Origin of the sequence: Enterobacter cloacae complex sp. P40C2 (assembly GCF_014930695.1) — a bacterium.
GTDB classification, from domain to species: Bacteria; Pseudomonadota; Gammaproteobacteria; order Enterobacterales; family Enterobacteriaceae; genus Enterobacter; species Enterobacter pasteurii.
In genome coordinates this window covers 329,483-347,737 of sequence record NZ_JADBRP010000001.1, presented here as the reverse complement: position 1 = coordinate 347,737, position 18,255 = coordinate 329,483, and the positions used below count along the sequence as shown (strand labels likewise).

At 55.9% G+C, this 18,255-nt stretch carries 17 protein-coding genes; 9 read left to right on the top strand and 8 right to left on the bottom strand.

The window, feature by feature from the left end; genetic code table 11:
* The first annotated feature begins 110 nt into the window (after positions 1-110).
* Entirely contained in the window at positions 111-1,037 is a 927-nt protein-coding gene (locus tag IM304_RS01655) for a LysR family transcriptional regulator (RefSeq protein WP_193354913.1), read from the top strand.
* Here the strand turns inward: IM304_RS01655 and IM304_RS01650 are convergent.
* Positions 1,011-1,724: an aspartate/glutamate racemase gene (locus IM304_RS01650; RefSeq protein ID WP_193354914.1), complete on the bottom strand. Its 714-nt coding sequence runs from the start codon at positions 1,722-1,724 to the stop codon at positions 1,011-1,013. The genes IM304_RS01655 and IM304_RS01650 overlap by 27 nt on opposite strands.
* A 135-nt stretch (positions 1,725-1,859) precedes the next feature.
* On the opposite strand from IM304_RS01650, the gene IM304_RS01645 reads away from it, so the two are divergent.
* Entirely contained in the window at positions 1,860-2,183 is a 324-nt protein-coding gene (locus tag IM304_RS01645) for a cupin domain-containing protein (RefSeq protein WP_154126085.1), read from the top strand.
* Between the two features lie 33 nt (positions 2,184-2,216).
* Here the strand turns inward: IM304_RS01645 and wzz(fepE) are convergent, their stop codons facing one another.
* On the bottom strand, positions 2,217-3,353 hold the full coding sequence (gene wzz(fepE) / locus IM304_RS01640; RefSeq protein ID WP_193354915.1) for an LPS O-antigen length regulator Wzz(fepE): 1,137 nt from the start codon (positions 3,351-3,353) through the stop codon (positions 2,217-2,219).
* Between the two features lie 548 nt (positions 3,354-3,901).
* Between wzz(fepE) and IM304_RS01635 the strand changes: the two genes are divergently transcribed.
* Genes IM304_RS01635 through IM304_RS01620 form a run of 4 tightly spaced genes read left to right on the top strand, consistent with a single transcriptional unit; the run spans position 3,902 to position 8,127 of the window.
* Positions 3,902-4,792, top strand: a complete 891-nt coding sequence (locus IM304_RS01635; protein WP_006811834.1) for a carbohydrate ABC transporter permease — start codon at positions 3,902-3,904, stop codon at positions 4,790-4,792.
* Positions 4,785-5,687, top strand: a complete 903-nt coding sequence (locus IM304_RS01630) for a carbohydrate ABC transporter permease (RefSeq protein ID WP_148418606.1) — start codon at positions 4,785-4,787, stop codon at positions 5,685-5,687. Before IM304_RS01635 ends, IM304_RS01630 begins: the two co-directional genes overlap by 8 nt.
* Before the next feature lie 12 nt (positions 5,688-5,699).
* A complete protein-coding gene (locus IM304_RS01625) occupies positions 5,700-6,827 on the top strand; it encodes an ABC transporter ATP-binding protein (protein WP_193354916.1) in 1,128 nt (375 codons plus the stop codon).
* Between the two features lie 13 nt (positions 6,828-6,840).
* Positions 6,841-8,127, top strand: a complete 1,287-nt coding sequence (locus tag IM304_RS01620; RefSeq protein WP_193354917.1) for an ABC transporter substrate-binding protein — start codon at positions 6,841-6,843, stop codon at positions 8,125-8,127.
* 66 nt (positions 8,128-8,193) lie between these two features.
* Here IM304_RS01620 and IM304_RS01615 read toward each other — a convergent pair whose 3' ends face one another.
* The 3 genes from IM304_RS01615 to kduI form a co-directional block, all read right to left on the bottom strand.
* Positions 8,194-9,609, bottom strand: a complete 1,416-nt coding sequence (locus IM304_RS01615; protein WP_148418600.1) for a sugar porter family MFS transporter — start codon at positions 9,607-9,609, stop codon at positions 8,194-8,196.
* A 312-nt stretch (positions 9,610-9,921) separates the two neighbouring features.
* On the bottom strand, positions 9,922-10,683 hold the full coding sequence (kduD, locus tag IM304_RS01610) for a 2-dehydro-3-deoxy-D-gluconate 5-dehydrogenase KduD (RefSeq protein WP_148418598.1): 762 nt from the start codon (positions 10,681-10,683) through the stop codon (positions 9,922-9,924).
* A 63-nt stretch (positions 10,684-10,746) separates the two neighbouring features.
* The gene (kduI, locus tag IM304_RS01605) at positions 10,747-11,583 is read right to left on the bottom strand and encodes a 5-dehydro-4-deoxy-D-glucuronate isomerase (protein WP_148418596.1); all 837 of its coding nucleotides are present in this window, start codon (positions 11,581-11,583) and stop codon (positions 10,747-10,749) included.
* Between the two features lie 300 nt (positions 11,584-11,883).
* Between kduI and IM304_RS01600 the strand changes: the two genes are divergently transcribed.
* Positions 11,884-13,059, top strand: coding sequence for an oligogalacturonate lyase family protein (locus IM304_RS01600; RefSeq protein WP_193354918.1), 1,176 nt, complete (start codon positions 11,884-11,886; stop codon positions 13,057-13,059).
* Between the two features lie 130 nt (positions 13,060-13,189).
* On the opposite strand, the gene IM304_RS01595 is transcribed toward IM304_RS01600, so the two are convergent.
* The 3 genes from IM304_RS01595 to IM304_RS01585 all read right to left on the bottom strand — a co-directional run bounded on the left by IM304_RS01595 (position 13,190) and on the right by IM304_RS01585 (position 16,326).
* On the bottom strand, positions 13,190-13,873 hold the full coding sequence (locus IM304_RS01595) for an oligogalacturonate-specific porin KdgM family protein (RefSeq protein ID WP_193354919.1): 684 nt from the start codon (positions 13,871-13,873) through the stop codon (positions 13,190-13,192).
* A gap of 315 nt (positions 13,874-14,188) precedes the next feature.
* Positions 14,189-15,367: an acetyl-CoA C-acetyltransferase gene (locus tag IM304_RS01590; RefSeq protein ID WP_148418590.1), complete on the bottom strand. Its 1,179-nt coding sequence runs from the start codon at positions 15,365-15,367 to the stop codon at positions 14,189-14,191.
* Positions 15,368-15,459: 92 nt separating this feature from the next.
* Entirely contained in the window at positions 15,460-16,326 is an 867-nt protein-coding gene (locus tag IM304_RS01585) for a LysR family transcriptional regulator (protein ID WP_193354920.1), read from the bottom strand.
* Positions 16,327-16,427: 101 nt separating this feature from the next.
* Between IM304_RS01585 and IM304_RS01580 the strand changes: the two genes are divergently transcribed.
* Positions 16,428-16,889 (top strand): multidrug/biocide efflux PACE transporter, encoded by a 462-nt coding sequence (locus IM304_RS01580; protein ID WP_148418587.1) that lies wholly within the window; start codon positions 16,428-16,430, stop codon positions 16,887-16,889.
* Positions 16,890-17,008: 119 nt separating this feature from the next.
* Complete coding sequence (locus IM304_RS01575) at positions 17,009-18,238, top strand: amino acid permease (protein WP_176609558.1); 1,230 nt, start codon at positions 17,009-17,011, stop codon at positions 18,236-18,238.
* Positions 18,239-18,255: the final 17 nt, after the last annotated feature.

The following is an 18,255-nucleotide window of genomic DNA, read 5'->3' as shown; positions in this document are numbered from 1 at the left end:
GTAAAGCTGTTTTTTGTCATTACGCCACAGCCTGAAGAGAATAAAAAATATCGTTTTATCGTGAGTCTATGCAAAAATGATATGGATAACGCTCAGCCATCAGGTGCCCTATGCCCGCCGTTAACCTACGCCATATCGAGATTTTCCATGCGGTGATGACCACCGGCAACCTCACCGAAGCCGCGCAGATGCTGCATACCTCGCAGCCGACGGTCAGCCGCGAGCTGGCCCGCTTTGAGAAAGTGCTGGGCCTGAAGCTGTTTGAGCGCGCGCGCGGCAGGCTGCATCCAACGGTTCAGGGGCTGCGTCTGTTTGAGGAGGTACAGCGCTCCTGGTACGGGCTGGACAGGATCGTGAGCGCGGCGGAAAGCCTGAGGGAGTTCCGCCAGGGCGAGCTGTCCATCGTCTGCCTGCCGGTCTTTTCCCAGTCGTTTCTGCCGGTGCTGTTAGCGCCGTTTCTGGCCCGCTACCCGCAGGTCAGTCTTACCATCGTGCCGCAGGAGTCGCCTCTGCTGGAAGAGTGGCTATCAGCCCAGCGCCACGATTTAGGTCTGACCGAAACCCTCGTCACGCCAGCGGGTACGGAACGCACGGAGCTGCTGTCGCTGGATGAGGTCTGCGTACTGCCCGCCAGCCACCCGCTTGCCCGCAAAGCGGTGCTGACCCCGGCGGATTTTCACGGTGAGAACTACATAAGCCTGTCACAGACCGACAGCTACCGGCAGCTGCTGGACGGCCTGTTTGCCGAACATCAGGTGAAGCGGCGGATGGTGGTGGAGACGCACAGCGCCGCCTCGATTTGCGCGATGGTGCGCGCGGGCGTCGGTATTTCAGTGGTAAACCCGCTAACGGCCATGGATTACGCCAGCAGCGGGGTTGTCCTGCGCCGGTTTAGCGTTTCCGTTCCGTTTACCGTGAGCCTTATCCGCCCGCTGCACCGTCCGGCATCTGCGCTGGTAGAGGCGTTTACCGACCATTTAATCGCCCATGCCCGTCAGGCGGCGCTTCGCTTACCTGACCTGCAAAACGTCCTCTGACAGCATAAACTCCACCGCATCGGCGGCATGAATGGCGGCGGTATCGAATACCGGGATCGGGCTTTGCGCGGCCGGCACCAGCAGGCCAATTTCGGTACAGCCGAAGATCGCCCCTTCCGCCCCCTGCTGCGCCAGCTTCTCGATGACGCTGACATAATAGGCGCGGGAGCGTTCGCTGAAGGTGCCCAGACAGAGCTCGTCAAAAATAATCTGGTTAATGCGCCCCCGGTCAGCCTCGTCCGGGATCAGGCTTTCAATGCCGAACTGACTGCTCAGCCGCCCGCGATAAAAATCCTGCTCCATGGTATAGCGCGTGCCCAGCAGCGCCACGCGCGTCATGCCGGCGGCAACAATGGCGCGCCCGGTGGCATCCGCGATATGTAAAAACGGCAGCGAGCAGCGGTTTTCAATGTGCGACGCCACCTTGTGCATGGTGTTGGTACACAGCAAAATCCCCTGCGCCCCCGCCCGCTCCAGCCCGAGCGCGGCATTGGCCAGCATTTCTCCGGCCTTGTCCCACTCCCCGCTGGACTGGCAGGCTTCTATGTCGTGGAAATCCACGCTGTGCAGCAGCAGGCTGGCAGAATGCAGCCCGCCCAGACGCCGCTTAACGCCCTCATTAATCAGGCGGTAGTACGGGATGGTTGATTCCCAGCTCATTCCCCCTAACAGACCGATCGTTTTCATTTTTCCTCCCGTTCGTTTCACCCAGTGAAGCAAACTTGTGATCGCCTTTCCAGTTATTTGGCTAACCGTTTCCTTTTATCCACGGCTGAGATAAGTTAAATGAAACAATGTTTCATTACTTAACGGGGCAAAGAGATGTTTATATTCCATAAAGAGACCACGCTTGAGGATCTGGGGAATGGCGTGACGCGTCGTATTCTGGCGCACGACGGCAAGATGATGGCCGTGGAGGTGAATTTTGAGCAGGGGGCGATTGGCCCGATGCACAACCATCCTCATGAGCAGCTCACCTACGTTCTCTCGGGCGAGTTTGAGTTTACGATTGGCGAAGAGAAGCACGTGGTGACGGCGGGCGACACGCTCTATAAGGAACCGCACGTAATGCACGGCTGCGTCTGCCTGAAGCCCGGCACGCTGCTGGATACCTTTACGCCGGTGCGCGAAGATTTCCTGAAATAAAAAAAGGCGCCCGGTGAGCGCCTTTTTTGGACGTTATTCCGTTACCGCCTCAGAAAGCGGCGCCGGCAGCGGAGTGCGGGCGCTCATTGCCTCGCGCAGCAGCACGCTGCCGCAGGCAAACAGTCCACCCAGCATACCCGCCAGAAGGACGATCAGGGCTTTGCCCGGGCCATCTTTTTTCACCGGCATTGATGGAGAGAGCTGATACTTGAATGGCTCAACGCTCACATCCTTGAAGGACAGCTTTTGCAGCTGTGCCAGGTAGTATTCACGGTTCTGGAAATCGGCATTCAGCTCGGAAACGTCCTTCAGATTTTTCTCGATCTGGAGCTTCTGGGCAATCCCGTCCGCGCCGAGGGCGACGGAGTAATCCGGATCGTCTTTTACCGCCTGTCCGTTGCTGTACACCGGCTTTTTAATCCCCGCCGCGTTCGCTACTTCCAGCGAGTAGTTCAGGCGCTGCAGGTTCGTATTGTGGATATTGGTCAACCGCACGCGATCCAGCTCCAGCTGCTGTTCAACCGTTCGGGTTTTCAGAAGCAGCTGATCGCGGATGTTCTGCATGGTCTCCTGCTCAACGATGCCGGAGATGTAGTGAATGTACCCGTCCAGAACCTTCTGCGCGTCTTCCGCCGTTGGGGCGGTAAAGCTCAACGTCCAGGAGAGGTACGGCGCTTTATCGGCATTTTTTTCCAGGGTGTTATCGATTGCCTTCATTTTTTCGGAGATGCTGACCACCGCGCGGTGCAGCTCCAGCGGGTCAACCTGGGCGCCATCGAGCTGAGCCATCACGTACGGTGAGCTTTTCATATACTCTTCAAGCAGGGACTGTGACTGAAACTTTTTGATAAACTGGTTAAACACGTCCGAGCGAGAGACCTTCACGTCCACGTCAAGCACCTGTAGCGCAACCATCATCTGGCGCAGCGAGCTCCACTGCGTCTGTTCCGCCGGGGTGATCACCGCTTTACTGGTCCATTTTTGCGGCATCAAAAAGGCGATAGCGAGACCGACCAGCGCAAATGCGAACGCGATGGTGATGAGTCGTTTTTTTGCCGCCAGCAGAACGTCCAGCAGGCCCAGAAGATCTATTTCTTTAGCGGTTACCGCCGGGGGAGCGTATTGAGGAAAATCGAGATCCGTATGTTTTTTGAAATCCATTGCTGACATAACTGTTCTTCTTCTAATGATGCAGTGAAATTCTGCCTGACAGGTTCCGGTTTACCGAATCATACAAGAAAGTAAGAATTATCTGAATGCCGAAATGGTACATCTGTAGACCTGCTATCAGATTTGGTAGTTAAGTACCCGCCGTGACTATTGTCATTACCCGCTTCATTTTATGGGGGTATTCCTTCCTCCCCCGTCTCCGGCAAACGCGCGGAAGAACGTCAAAAATGCCACCCATCTCACTATATTGAAACACCGTTTCGACACCGATCACATTTCCATCATTAAGCGAATGACGCGGAAACAAATCGCAATAATATAAAATAAAACGGCGTTTTAATATTCAAAAACACCGGTTCGCCTCTTTTGAAATCCGAGGCGCCTGTAGCAGGTATCACACCGAAAAAAAGCGTTAAAAAACAATACTAAATTACGTTATTGCCAGAAACAGCACCCTGAATTTTAGTACCCATGCCGCACGCATCAGGCCTGGGGAGATGTAACAACGCAGATTCCGTTTTAAACCATTGATTGCCAGGTAGGTATGTATGAATGAAAACAAGCTGCTGGGGCTCGCGTGGATATCACCCTACATAATCGGGTTGATACTCTTTACGGCATTCCCCTTTGTCTCTTCGTTTTTCCTCAGCTTTACGGATTACGATTTGATGAGCCCGCCGGTGTTTAACGGCATTGAAAACTATCGCTACATGTTTACCGAGGACACGCTCTTCTGGAAATCCATGGGTGTGACCTTTGCCTACGTATTTTTAACTATTCCGTTAAAGCTCGCATTTGCATTAGGTATTGCCTTTGTTCTGAACTTTAAATTACGCGGCATCGGCTTTTTCCGAACCGCCTACTATATTCCGTCGATCCTCGGCAGCTCCGTCGCCATTGCCGTATTGTGGCGCGCCTTATTTGCGATTGATGGTCTGCTGAACAGCTTTATTGGCGTATTTGGTTTCGACCCGGTGAACTGGCTGGGCGAACCGTCGCTGGCGCTGATGTCCGTTACCCTGCTGCGCGTCTGGCAGTTCGGCTCCGCGATGGTCATCTTCCTCGCCGCGCTGCAAAACGTACCGCAGTCCCAGTATGAAGCGGCAATGATCGACGGTGCCTCAAAATGGCAAATGTTCATGAAGGTGACCGTGCCGCTGATTACGCCGGTGATCTTCTTCAACTTCATCATGCAGACCACGCAGGCGTTCCAGGAATTTACCGGGCCATACGTCATCACCGGCGGCGGGCCGACCTACTCGACCTACCTGTTCTCGCTCTATATCTACGATACCGCGTTTAAGTATTTCGATATGGGTTACGGCGCGGCGCTGGCGTGGGTCCTGTTCCTGGTGGTGGCCGTCTTTGCCGGTATCGCCTTTAAGTCGTCGAAATACTGGGTGTTCTACTCCGCCGATAAAGGAGGCAAAAATGGCTGATATTCAACAACTCTCCACGGCACGCGGCGTTGCCGAACGCGAAGTGGCCCGCACGCTGCGCAGAGAGAAAATCAACGCCAGTATTCGCTATGCGATCCTGCTGTTTGTCGGCCTGCTGATGCTCTACCCGCTGGTGTGGATGTTCTCGGCGTCGTTCAAGCCGAACCACGAGATCTTTACCACCCTCAGCCTGTGGCCCGCGCACGCCACCTGGGATGGCTTTGTGAACGGCTGGAAAACCGGAACCGAGTACAACTTCGGCCATTACATGCTGAACACCTTTAAGTACGTGATCCCGAAGGTGATCCTGACCATTATCTCCTCCACCATCGTGGCGTATGGCTTTGCGCGCTTCGAAATCCCGTGGAAGAAATTCTGGTTCGCCACGCTCATCACCACCATGCTGCTGCCCAGCACCGTGCTGCTTATCCCGCAGTACCTGATGTTCCGTGAAATGGGCATGCTGAACAGCTACATGCCGCTGTACCTGCCGCTGGCCTTCGCCACGCAGGGGTTCTTCGTCTTCATGCTGATCCAGTTCCTGCGCGGCGTGCCGCGCGACATGGAAGAAGCCGCGCAGATTGACGGCTGCAACTCCATTCAGGTGCTGTGGTACGTGGTGGTGCCGATCCTGAAACCGGCCATTATCTCCGTCGCCCTGTTCCAGTTCATGTGGTCCATGAACGACTTTATCGGGCCGCTGATTTACGTCTACAGCGTGGATAAATACCCGATCGCGCTGGCGCTGAAAATGTCTATCGACGTCACCGAAGGCGCGCCGTGGAACGAAATTCTGGCAATGGCGAGCATCTCCATTCTGCCATCCATCATTGTCTTCTTCCTGGCACAGCGCTACTTCGTACAGGGCGTCACCAGCAGCGGAATTAAAGGTTAAGAGGGAAAAATAATGGCTGAAGTTATTTTCAACAAGCTGGAAAAGGTCTACTCCAACGGTTTTAAAGCGGTGCACGCTATCGATCTTAAGATCGCTGAAGGGGAATTCATGGTGATCGTGGGGCCATCCGGCTGCGCCAAATCCACCACCCTGCGCATGCTGGCGGGGCTGGAAACCATCAGCGGCGGCGAAGTGCGAATCGGCGACAGGATTGTGAACAACCTCGCGCCGAAAGAGCGCGGGATTGCGATGGTGTTCCAGAACTATGCGCTCTACCCGCACATGACGGTGCGCGAGAATCTGGCCTTTGGCCTCAAGCTGAGCAAGCTGCCGAAAGATCGGATCGAGGCCCAGGTGAATGAAGCCGCCAAAATTCTGGAGCTGGAAGAGCTGCTGGACCGCCTGCCGCGCCAGCTCTCCGGCGGCCAGGCGCAGCGCGTGGCGGTCGGCCGCGCGATTGTGAAAAAGCCGGACGTTTTCCTGTTCGACGAGCCGCTCTCCAACCTCGACGCCAAGCTGCGCGCCTCAATGCGTATCCGCATCTCCGACCTGCACAAGCAGCTGAAGAAATCCGGCAAACCGGCGACCACCGTGTACGTCACCCACGACCAGACCGAAGCGATGACCATGGGCGACCGCATCTGCGTGATGAAGCTCGGCCACATCATGCAGGTTGATACGCCGGACAACCTTTACCACAAGCCGAAGAACATGTTCGTGGCGGGCTTCATCGGCGCGCCGGAGATGAACATCCGCAGGAGCGTGCTGGTGGAAAAAGCGGGGCAGCTGCACATCGCCATCGGCAATGAAACCATGCCGCTGAACGCGGAACAGCAGGAGAAAGTGGCCGCTTACGCGGGTCAGGAGATCTTCTACGGCGTGCGCCCGGAGTTTGTATCGCTCTCCGACGCGCCGTTCCCGGAAGGCGGCTGCAGCGGCGAGATGGTGCGCGTTGAGAATATGGGCCACGAATTTTTTGTCTACCTGAAGGTCGCGGACTACGAACTGACCGCCCGAATCCCTTCCGATGAAGCTAAGCCAATGATTGATAAAGGCCTTCACCGTCAGGTGTATTTCACGTTTGATATGAACAAATGTCATATTTTTGACGCTAAAACCGAACAGAACCTCTCTCTCTGATGGAGTGATAAAAATGAAAAAAGTGCTTTTAAGCGCAGCAATCTCCGCCACTCTGGGCCTTACCGCTTTGCCATCGATGGCGCAGAACGTGGATCTTCGGATGTCCTGGTGGGGCGGCAATGGCCGTCACCAGGTCACCCTGAAAGCGTTAGAAGAGTTCCATAAGCAGAACCCGGACATTAACGTGAAGGCCGAGTACACCGGCTGGGACGGCCATCTCTCCCGCCTGACGACCCAGATTGCGGGCGGCACCGAGCCGGACGTAATGCAGACTAACTGGAACTGGCTGCCGATCTTCTCCAAAACCGGTGACGGCTTCTACGATCTGAACAAGATGAAGGACGTTATCGACCTGTCGCAGTTCGATCCGAAAGAGCTGCAAACCACCACCGTTAACGGCAAACTCAACGGCATTCCGATTTCGGTGACCGCGCGCGTGTTCTACTTCAACGACGAGACCTGGAAAAAAGCGGGCATTGCCTACCCGAAAACCTGGGACGAGCTGATGGCTGCCGGTAAGACCTTCGAAAGCAAGCTCGGCAAGCAGTACTACCCGGTCATTCTGGAGCACCAGGATACGCTGGCGCTGCTGAACTCGTACATGATCCAGAAGTACAACATCCCCGCCGTGGACGAGAAAACCAAAAAGTTCAGCTATACCAAAGCGCAGTGGGTGGAGTTCTTCCAGACCTACAAAAAGCTGATCGACAGCCACGTGATGCCGGACACCAAATACTATGCCTCGTTCGGCAAGAGCAACATGTATGAGATGAAGCCGTGGATCCAGGGCGAATGGGGCGGCACCTACATGTGGAACTCCACGATTAACAAATATTCCGACAACCTGAAGCCACCGGCGAAGCTGGTGCTGGGCAGCTACCCCATGCTGCCGGGCGCCACCGACGCGGGTCTGTTCTTCAAACCGGCGCAGATGCTGTCGATCGGGAAATCAACCAAAAACCCGGAAGCGGCAGCGAAGCTGATTAACTTTCTGCTGAACAGCAAGGAGGGAGTGGATACGCTGGGTCTGGAGCGCGGCGTACCGCTGAGCAAGGTGGCGGTGCAGTATCTGACCGAAGACGGCACCATCAAAGAGGACGATCCTTCCGTGGCGGGCCTGCGTCTGGCGCAGTCGCTGCCTGCAAAACTCACCGTATCCCCCTACTTTGACGACCCGCAGATTGTGGCGCAGTTCGGCACCTCGTTGCAGTATATCGACTACGGACAGAAAACCGTGGAAGAGACTGCCGAGGACTTCCAGCGTCAGGCAGAGCGTATTTTGAGACGCGCGATGCGCTAAGGCCGTCTACCGCACCGGACAGTGCCCTCTCCCCATTGGGGAGAGGGTCACGGTGAGGGGGATAAATCACACGCCGATATTACGCAGTTTCTCCCCGCTCATCAGCCTGCGTTCAATATGCTCCAGCGTCACGCCTTTGGTTTCAGGGATCAGCCAGAAGGTCACCCCGATAAACGCCACGTTCAGCACCGTATAGAGCCAGAAGGTGCCCGCCGCGCCAATCGCATCCAGCAGCGTCAGGAAGGTCGCACCGATGATCATGTTCGACACCCAGTTGGTGGTGGTGGAACAGGTAATGCCAAAGTCGCGGCATTTCAGCGGCTGAATTTCAGAGCACAGGATCCACACCACCGGCGCGGCGCTCATTGCATAACCGGCAATGCACATCATGGTCATGCCAACGGAGAGCCAGGAGAGGCCGCTGGACGCCGTGCCGTTATCGAACTGCATCAGGCAGTAGCCTAAGATCAGCGTGCCGAGCGCCATCACGCTAAAGCCAATTTTCAGCGCCGGTTTGCGTCCGGCCTTATCAACGGTGAACACCGCGATAAAGGTTGCGAACATAAAGGTCAGCCCTACCACCAGCGTGGCGATCATCTGCTGCTCGGTCGTGGTGAAACCGGCCATTTTGAAGATGCGCGGCGCGTAGTACATGATGATGTTCATACCGGTGAACTGCTGCATCGCCTGCAGCAGCATGCCGAGGAACACCGCGCGGCGCACGTTGCGGTTAGCCCGGAAGAGCGACCAGCCGCCCTGCTTCAGCTTCAGGCTTTCGCGGATCTCGTTCAGCTCTTCACGCGCTTTTTCGGACGTGTCGCGCAGCATGCGCAGCACTTCTTCCGCCTCCACGTGACGCCCCTTTTGCGCCAGCCAGCGCGGGCTGTTCGGCAGGAAAATAACTAACACAATCAGCACCAGCGCAGGCAGCGCCAGTACGCCAAGCATTGCCCGCCAGTTGCCGCTGTAGCTGAAGTATGTGTCCGACAGGAACGCCAGCACGATCCCGAGCGTCACCATCAGCTGGTACATGCTGATCATTTTACCGCGCACGTTCTCGCTCGCCATTTCGGAGAGGTACAGCGGCGCAGTGTAGGACGCGATGCCCACCGCCACGCCCAGCAGCACGCGGGAGAGCAGCAGCACTTCAACGTTGGTGGCAAACGCCGAGCCGATGGAGCCGGCAACGAACAGGATCGCCCCGACCATCAGGCTGTATTTACGCCCGAGACGGAACGAGAGCCAGCCGTTAAACAGCGCGCCGATGGCTGCGCCCAGCATCATGCTGCTCACCACCCACTCCTGAAGGCGGTTACTCAGCGTGAAGTGGTCGGTAATAAAGGGCAGTGCGCCGGCAATAACGCCGATATCCAGTCCGAACAGTAAGCCGGCTACGGCAGCCGCAACAGAAACAAACTGGTTCATGCGTCGGGTATCGCGCAGCGCAGCGGGCATAAGGGTAGAGTCATTTATAGATGTCATAGTTTCCTGCCTCAACAGCGAAATTCGTTAACTGAAATTACGAGATAGCGGAAGAAAGTGTCAGGTCGGAACTGGTGAAGATATGGATTTTTTCGCTACGACATATGGAACTGTGATGGACATTACAATTTCAAATCATGGTAATTAAACCTGCTTTTTTATTAATCAGTTCATTTTTAAGCAATTAATGTGTGATGCGCGTCATTTATTCTTTTTTGATATGGATTTTTCATCTTTCAGGATATGGATAATGGCTATTTTGGCGCAAAAAAAACCTCCGCCCGGGGGCAGAGGTTCTTTATTCAGGCTGAATTAACGCGCCAGCCAGCCGCCGTCGACGGCAATGGTGTAGCCGTTAACGTAATCCGATGCCGGGGAAGCCAGGAACACAATCGGCCCCATCAGATCGCTCGGCAGGCCCCAGCGCCCCGCCGGAATACGCTCGAGGATCGCCGCGCTGCGTTCTTCATCCGCGCGCAGCTGCTGGGTATTGTTAGTGGCCATGTAGCCCGGCGCAATCGCGTTAACGTTAATGTTGTGCTGCGCCCACTCGTTTGCCAGCAGGCGGGTCACGCCCATCACGGCGCTTTTCGACGCGGTGTAAGACGGTACGCGGATGCCGCCCTGGAAGGAGAGCATGGAGGCAATATTGACGATCTTGCCGCCTTTCCCCTGCGCGATGAAGTGCTTCGCCGCCGCCTGAGACATGAAGAACACGCTCTTGATGTTCAGGTTCATGACGTCGTCCCAGTCCGTCTCGCTGAAGTTAATCGCGTCTTCACGACGGATCAGGCCGGCGTTGTTGACCAGAATATCGATATGACCGAACTCCGCCACGGCGCGATCCAGCAGCTCGGGGATGGCGTCGATTTTGCGCAGATCGGCGGTCAGGCTCAGAAAACGGCGGCCCAGCGCGGTTACGCGCTCGATGGTTTCAGTCGGCTCAACGATGTTAATCCCGACGATGTCGCAGCCCGCTTCCGCCAGACCTAACGCCATGCCCTGGCCCAGGCCGGTGTCACAACCGGACACCACGGCCACTTTACCCTGCAGAGAAAATGCATCCAGAATCATGTTTTTTCCTTAATCATTCAGCGCCTGTCACCAACAGGCAGAGTTATGCTTAACTGCCTGCGGCTAGCGCAGATCCTTAACAGCGACGTGGTCCATGTCATCAAAGACCTGGTTTTCACCGACCATACCCCAGATGAAGGTATAGGCTTTCGTCCCCACGCCGGAGTGAATAGACCAGCTCGGGGAGATGACCGCCTGCTCGTTGTGCATGACGATATGGCGCGTCTCCTGCGGCTGTCCCATCATGTGGAACACGCAGGCATCTTCATCCATGTTGAAGTAGAAGTAGACTTCCATGCGGCGCTCGTGGGTATGGCACGGCATGGTGTTCCACAGGTTGCCCGGCGCAAGCTCGGTCAGCCCCATGCTGAGCTGGCAGGTCTCCAGCACGTCCGGAACGAAGTATTTGTTGATGGTGCGGCGGTTGCTGGTGAGGTTATCGCCAAGCGTGACCGGGGCAACGTCCGCAGGCGTTACTTTTTTGGTCGGGTAGGTAGTGTGGGCCGGGGCGCAGTTATAGTAAAACTTCGCCGGCTTGCCGGCGTCGACGCTGGCAAACACCACTTCTTTCGCCCCTTTGCCGACGTACAGCGCGTCGCGGTGGCCAATCTCGTAGCACTGGCCGTCAACCGTAATGGTGCCCGGCCCGCCGATGTTAATCACGCCCAGCTCGCGGCGCTCGAGGAAGTAGCTCACGCCCAGCTGCTTGCCCACTTCGCCGCCCACGGAGACGGTGCTCGCCACGGGCATAATTCCGCCCACGATAATGCGGTCAATATGGCTGTAGACCATGGTGTATTTGTCGGCTTCGAACACCTGCTCAACTAAAAACTCGCCGCGCAGCCCCTGAGTATCCAGCGTTTTTGCATGCGCACTGTGGATGCTTTGTCTGACTTCCACATCAACCTCCAGAATGGATCGTGCCCGAAGGCAAAGTTAATTAACGAAACAACGTTCCGTTTTCGTGATGAGCACATATTATCCCCTGACAAATGGCTTTTCAATTACATTTAAAACAACGTTTCATTTTTTCTGCGTGTTTCTTCCAGAAATGGCGTTTCGATCACGATAAATCTATCCCGACGCAATCCTCAGCCCTGAAACTGATAAATTGCGCTGTCAGTCACACATAATGAAACGATGTTTTGATAATTTAACACCCAGTTTTCAACCCATTCTTCGCGTTCAAAGGAGTGCATTATGGCTAAAGGCATGCGGGTCAAGCTGAACTATGAGGTCAGCCGCGATCCGGATACGGGCGTGGAAGTCACCCGCCTGACCCCACCGGAAGTAACCTGTCATCGCAACTACTTTTACCAGAAGTGCTTCTTTAACGACGGCAGCCATCTGCTGTTCGCCGGGGAGTTCGACGGTCACTGGAACTATTACCTGCTGGATCTGAACAATGCCGAAGCGGTGCAGCTCACCGAAGGCCCGGGCGATAACACCTTTGGCGGGTTCCTCTCCCCGGACGATAAATCCTTCTACTATGTGAAAAACGATCGCACCCTGCTGGAGGTGGATTTAGAGACGCTGGCGGAGCGCGAGGTGTACCGCGTCCCGGAAGAGTGGGTGGGCTACGGTACCTGGGTCGCGAACAGCGACTGCACCAAACTGGTGGGCATTGAGATTGCCAGACGTGACTGGACGCCGCTCAACGACTGGAAAATTTTCCACGACTTCTTCCATAAGGGGCCGCACTGCCGCCTGCTGCGCGTTGACCTGAAAACGGGCGAAAGCGCCACCGTTCACGACGAGAAGATCTGGCTGGGGCATCCGATTTATCGTCCGTTCGACGACAATACCGTGGCCTTCTGCCATGAAGGGCCGCACGATCTGGTTGACGCACGCATGTGGCTGGTCAATGAAGACGGCAGCAACGTGCGAAAGGTCAAAACGCACGCGGAAGGGGAAAGCTGCACGCATGAATTTTGGGTGCCGGACGGCTCCGCGCTGGTCTATGTCTCTTACCTGAAGGGCCAGCAGGGGCGCACCATCTCCCGCTACAGCCCGGATACCGGCATCAATGAAGCGGTGATGAGCATGCCTGCCTGTTCGCACCTGATGAGCAACTTTGACGGCACCATGCTCGTTGGCGACGGTTCCGGCACGCCTGTCGACGTAAAAGACACCGGCGGCTACACCATTGATAACGATCCTTATCTGTATGCCTTTGACGTGGCGAAGAAAGCCTGTTTCCGCATCGCCCGTCACGACACCTCCTGGGCCACGGTGGCGAACAGCCGCCAGGTGACCCACCCGCATCCGTCCTTCACTCCGGATGAGAAAGCGGTTCTGTACAGTTCCGATAAAGACGGCAAGCCGGCGCTCTATATCGCGAAACTCCCCGAGCAACCTGAAATGTTGCATGCCTGACTTGAGTTAGTGTTTCTGTAACTGGCCTTGCCCTCCGTTTCGGGGGGCTTTTTTTTGCGTAATGCGCTTTTCCCCGGCACAAAAAAACCGGCTCAAGCGAGCCGGCCTTTTCCCGGAGGTACTGCCTGTTTTAGAAAGAGTACGCCACGCCTAAACGGAAGCGGGTCTGACGTTCGTCAGTCTCTTTAACGCCCACGTTCCCTACCTCAACATACGGCGCCCAGTTTTTATCCCATTTATAGGCCAGCTTGGCGTTATATTCGTTGGAGTAATCTTTATTATTATTTCGGGCCATGCCTTCTGCGCTTTTCGCATAAACATAGTTCAGCTCGGTACGCCAGTCGCCTAATACCCAACCGATCCAGGCATCGCCACGGTTAACCTTGTCATCGTCTTTATTTTCGCTTGACGGATAACGGGTATATTCATAGCGGTAACGCGCGGCCACGTAGAAGCCATTATCGAAGCTATATTGTAAATGCAGATTCGGTTTATAAATGGTGCGGCTGTCGGTACTTTCAATCGTAAACGCTGGCGTCAGGGCAATATTGTCCGTCGCTTTCCAGCGCCAGCTAATCTGATCTTCATGACCGTTACCTACCACATCGGCAAACGGCCAATCGGCTTTGTCACCGCCCGACTTCCACTTCGCTTCTACCGAAAAACCAAGACCATTATCAAAGCGATGCGAGACGGCAACGCGGTCGGCGTTCGAGCCGCTGTCGATGTATTCGTGACGCAGATCGACGGTAACGGCGTGAGACATAAAAGAGGCACTAATAAGAGAGGCAAGGACCAGAGATTTCTTAAGCATGAAAAAACCCTCAATTAAAATGATGTTTCGTTTTTATGAAACTTGAGTTTATTTTTTATGCACCTGTATTTTAGTGACAAAGATCGAAATTATTTGTTTCATTTTTTTTGGCAAAGATCGGCGTGAACCCCATCAACAAAAAAGGGGATTTAACCGTAAATTTCAGGAGAGAGATCACACTGAGAAGATCGCAACGCGAATTATTATCCGCGCAAGGATCGCCGAAAGTTTAAGAAAGAGCTTATAAAGGTAAAAAAGGTTTAGGGAGGCAAAAAAAACCTCCCGTTGGGAGGCTTTTACGCGCGGAGGGGGAGATTACCGTTCGATAGCCAGCGCCACCCCCTGCCCTCCGCCAATGCACAGCGTCGCAATCCCTTTGCGGGCGTTACGCTTTTTCATTTCATGGACTAACGAGACCAGAATGCGGCAGCCAGAGGCTCCGATAGGATGGCCAAGCGCGATGGCGCCGCCGTTTACGTTAACCCGCAGCGGATCCCACTCCAGCATTTTTCCGACCGAGATCGCCTGCGCGGCGAAAGCTTCGTTGACTTCAATCAGATCCACTTCGCTCAGCTGCCAGCCCGCCCGCTCCAGGCAGCGGCGCGTGGCGTAAACCGGGGCAATGCCCATGAGCGCCGGATCAACGCCGACGCTGGCAAAGGCTTTGATCCGCGCCAGCACCGGCAGCGCCAGCTCCTGGGCTTTGCTTTCGCTCATCATCATCACCGCCGCGGCGCCGTCGTTGATGGAAGAGGCGTTGCCCGCCGTCACCGACCCCTGCGTTTCGAAGGCCGGATTGAGCTTTGCCAGCCCTTCTGCGCTGGTATCGGTACGCGGCTGCTCATCGGTATCGACGATGAACGCGTCTCCGTTCTGGCGCCGGGTACTGACCGGAACGATTTCATCGCGAAAGCGCCCGGAATCGATCGCGGCACGCGCCTTTTGCTGCGAGCTGAGGGCATACGCGTCCTGAAGCTCGCGGCTGATGCCGTATTCCCGCGCCAGGTTCTCCGCCGTCACGCCCATGTGGTAATCGTTGAAGGCGTCCCACAGCCCGTCGTGAACCAGGCTGTCGAGCAGCTGGCTGTTTCCGAGCTGCGCGCCGGTCCGGCTGTCGGTCAGCACGTGCGGGGCGCGGCTCATATTCTCCTGCCCGCCGGCAATCACGACATCCGCTTCGCCGCACTGGATAGCCTGCGTCGCCAGATGCAGCGCTTTCAGGCCTGAGCCACAGACGTCGTTGATGGTGATGGCCGAAACGGTATTGGGCAGGCCGCCCTTCAGCGCCGCCTGGCGCGCAGGGTTTTGTCCCGCGCCAGCGGTCAGCACCTGGCCCAGGATCACCTCATCAACTTCATGTGCGGCGATCCCGCTGCGCTCCACCAGCGCCTTTACCACCACGCTGCCGAGATCAACCGCAGAGTGGCGCGCGAGCGCTCCCTGAAAACAGCCGATAGCCGTACGTAACGCACCCACTATAACGACATCTTTCATCACGACCTCTGTACAAAATGACATGACGATAGTAGAGGATTGTTATCAACAATTGACGCAAATGTTTAAAATTAGTGAGTTTAGTCACAGGATTATCGCGCATCCTGAAGGTACTGTCGCAGCCAGCTTCCGGCGACGCCGGGCGGGGATCGTTTGTTCCACAGCAGATCGATAGCAATCGACCTCGGCCAGCCCGGCACGTTCAGCTGCACCAGCGATTTCGACGCGGCAAATTCGTCAACCAGCGCGCAGGGCAATGCGCACCAGCCAAAGCCCTGCACCGCCATACTCAACAGCAGCAGGTAGTTCGGCGCGGACCAGACCGGCCCGCGCGCAAGGGTGGCCTCACGTTCAAGATAGGTACTCAGCCGCAGCTCGCGCCAGCCGTGAAGCTCGTCCGCGTGGGTCTCGTGCTGGTCCGCCAGCGGATGCCCGGCAGAGACGTAGATGGCCATTCGCGTCTGCATGGGCAGCCTTGTCGCGCCGATATCCGTCGGATAGCCGTCCCGCGCTTCCGTCAGGCCAATCTGCGCCCGCTCCTTTTGCAGCAGATCGATAACGTCTTCCTCTTCCCCAATCAGGCACTCAAATTCCGTGTGCGGAAAACGCTGGTCGAACTGGCTCATCATCGCTTCCAGCACGGCCGGGTTTAGCGTATCGGATAGCACGAAGGTAAAACGCGCCTCCGTTTGCGCCGTTAAGGATACCGCCAGCTCGTCCAGCCGCGCGCTGGCGGCCAGAATCGACTGCACATAGCCCAGCACCTGTTCCCCCTGCGCGGTTAAAACCGGCTGGCGCGCCGAGCGGTCGAAAAGCTCAAACCCAAGGTCAGCCTCAAGGTTGGCGATGGAGGTGCTGATGGTGGACTGGCTCTTGCGCAGCCGCCGGGCGGCGGCGGAAAACGATCCGGCGGCGACGGTTTCGACGAACGCGGTCAGTGCTTCGGGAGAATAGCGCATGGTGTATCTACTTTATCGATGGATACCATCTTTTATATATCACCTTAAGCGATAATAATAGGTCTCATCGACGCCCATACTGGCGTAACCATGAGGTGAATATGCAACATCAGGATGCACTCCAGCGTAAATTACCGGAGCGAATCTTCCATGCCGTCTGCTTTGAGGGCATCGCCACGGCGATCCTCGCCCCCACCGCCGCGTGGCTAATGCAGCGCTCGGTTCTTGAAATGGGTGGCCTGACCATCATTCTGGCGACCACGGCAATGCTCTGGAACATTATCTACAACTTCGGTTTCGACCGTTTCTGGCCGGTGCAGCGGGTCAGGCGCACGGCGAAAGTACGCGCCCTGCATGCGCTGGGTTTTGAATGCGGCTTTATCGTGATTGGCGTAACCATCGTCGCCGCGGTGCTGGGCGTGACGCTGCTTCAGGCATTCACGCTGGAAATCGGCTTCTTCCTGTTCTTCCTGCCGTACACCATGCTCTACAACTGGGCGTACGATACGCTGCGCGAGAAAATTATCAGGCGCCGCCAGCAGCGACGCGCCCTGGCAGGCTAATTCCCTTCTGGCCGGAGACCCTCTCCGGCCCCTTCCCTGCGAAGCAACTGCGATCTCAACGCATAATTATGGTAAATTGCACTCCTTTTTGTTCGTTTTATAGTTGATACGTTGCTCTAATGTCGAAAATTTGGTCAAAAGAAGAGACTCTCTGGAGTTTCGCCCTCTACGGCACTGCCGTGGGCGCAGGAACCCTGTTCTTGCCCATTCAGCTCGGCTCTGCTGGCGCGATTGTCCTGCTGATCACCGCCCTTGTGGCGTATCCCTTAACCTACTGGCCGCATAAGGCGCTGGCGCAATTTATCCTGTCGTCGAAAACGAAAGGCAGCGAAGGGATCACCGGCGCCGTTTCCCATTACTACGGTAAAAAGATCGGTAACCTGATCACCACGCTCTATTTCGTGGCCTTCTTTGTGGTGGTGCTGATTTACGCGGTGGCGATTACCAACTCGCTGACTGAACAGCTGGCGAAACGGATGACGGTGGATACCGGCGTGCGGATGCTGGTGAGCTTTGGCGTGGTGCTGATCCTGAATCTGATCTTCCTGATGGGGCGGCACATTACCATTAAGGTAATGGGATTCCTGGTGTTTCCGCTGATCGCCTATTTCCTGTTTGTCTCGCTGTATCTGACGGGAAGCTGGCAGCCGTCGCTGCTGACCAGCCAGATGGCCTTCGACCAGCATACGCTGCACCAGGTGTGGATTTCGATCCCGGTGATGGTTTTCGCCTTTAGCCATACCCCTATCATCTCGACCTTCGCCGTAGACCGTCGCGAAAAATACGGCGACGAGGCCATGGGTAAATGCAAAAAAATCATGAAGGTGGCGTACCTGATCATCTGCCTCAGCGTGCTGTTCTTTGTGTTCAGCTGCCTGCTTTCGATTCCACCGTCCTATATCGTGGCGGCCAAAGAGGAAGGGGTGACAATCCTGTCCGCGCTGTCGATGATGCCTTCGTCGCCGGCATGGCTGGGTATTTCCGGCATCATCGTGGCGATTATTGCGATGTCGAAATCGTTCCTCGGCACCTATTTTGGGGTGATTGAAGGGGCAACCGAGATCGTGAAGTCGTCGCTAAATCAGGTCGGGGTGAAGAAAAGCCGCGCCTTTAACCGCGCCGTTTCGATTCTTGGGGTGTCGCTGATCACCTTTGCGGTCTGCTGCATCAATCCGAATGCTATCTCAATGATTTACGCTATTAGCGGTCCGCTTATCGCCATGATCCTGTTCATCATGCCGACGCTGTCGACCTACCTGATCCCGTCACTGAAACCGTACCGCTCTGTCGGTAACCTGCTGACGCTGATTGTGGGCGTGCTGTGCGTGTCGGTGATGTTTGTCGGTTGAGTGCGCTGCCCGGCGCA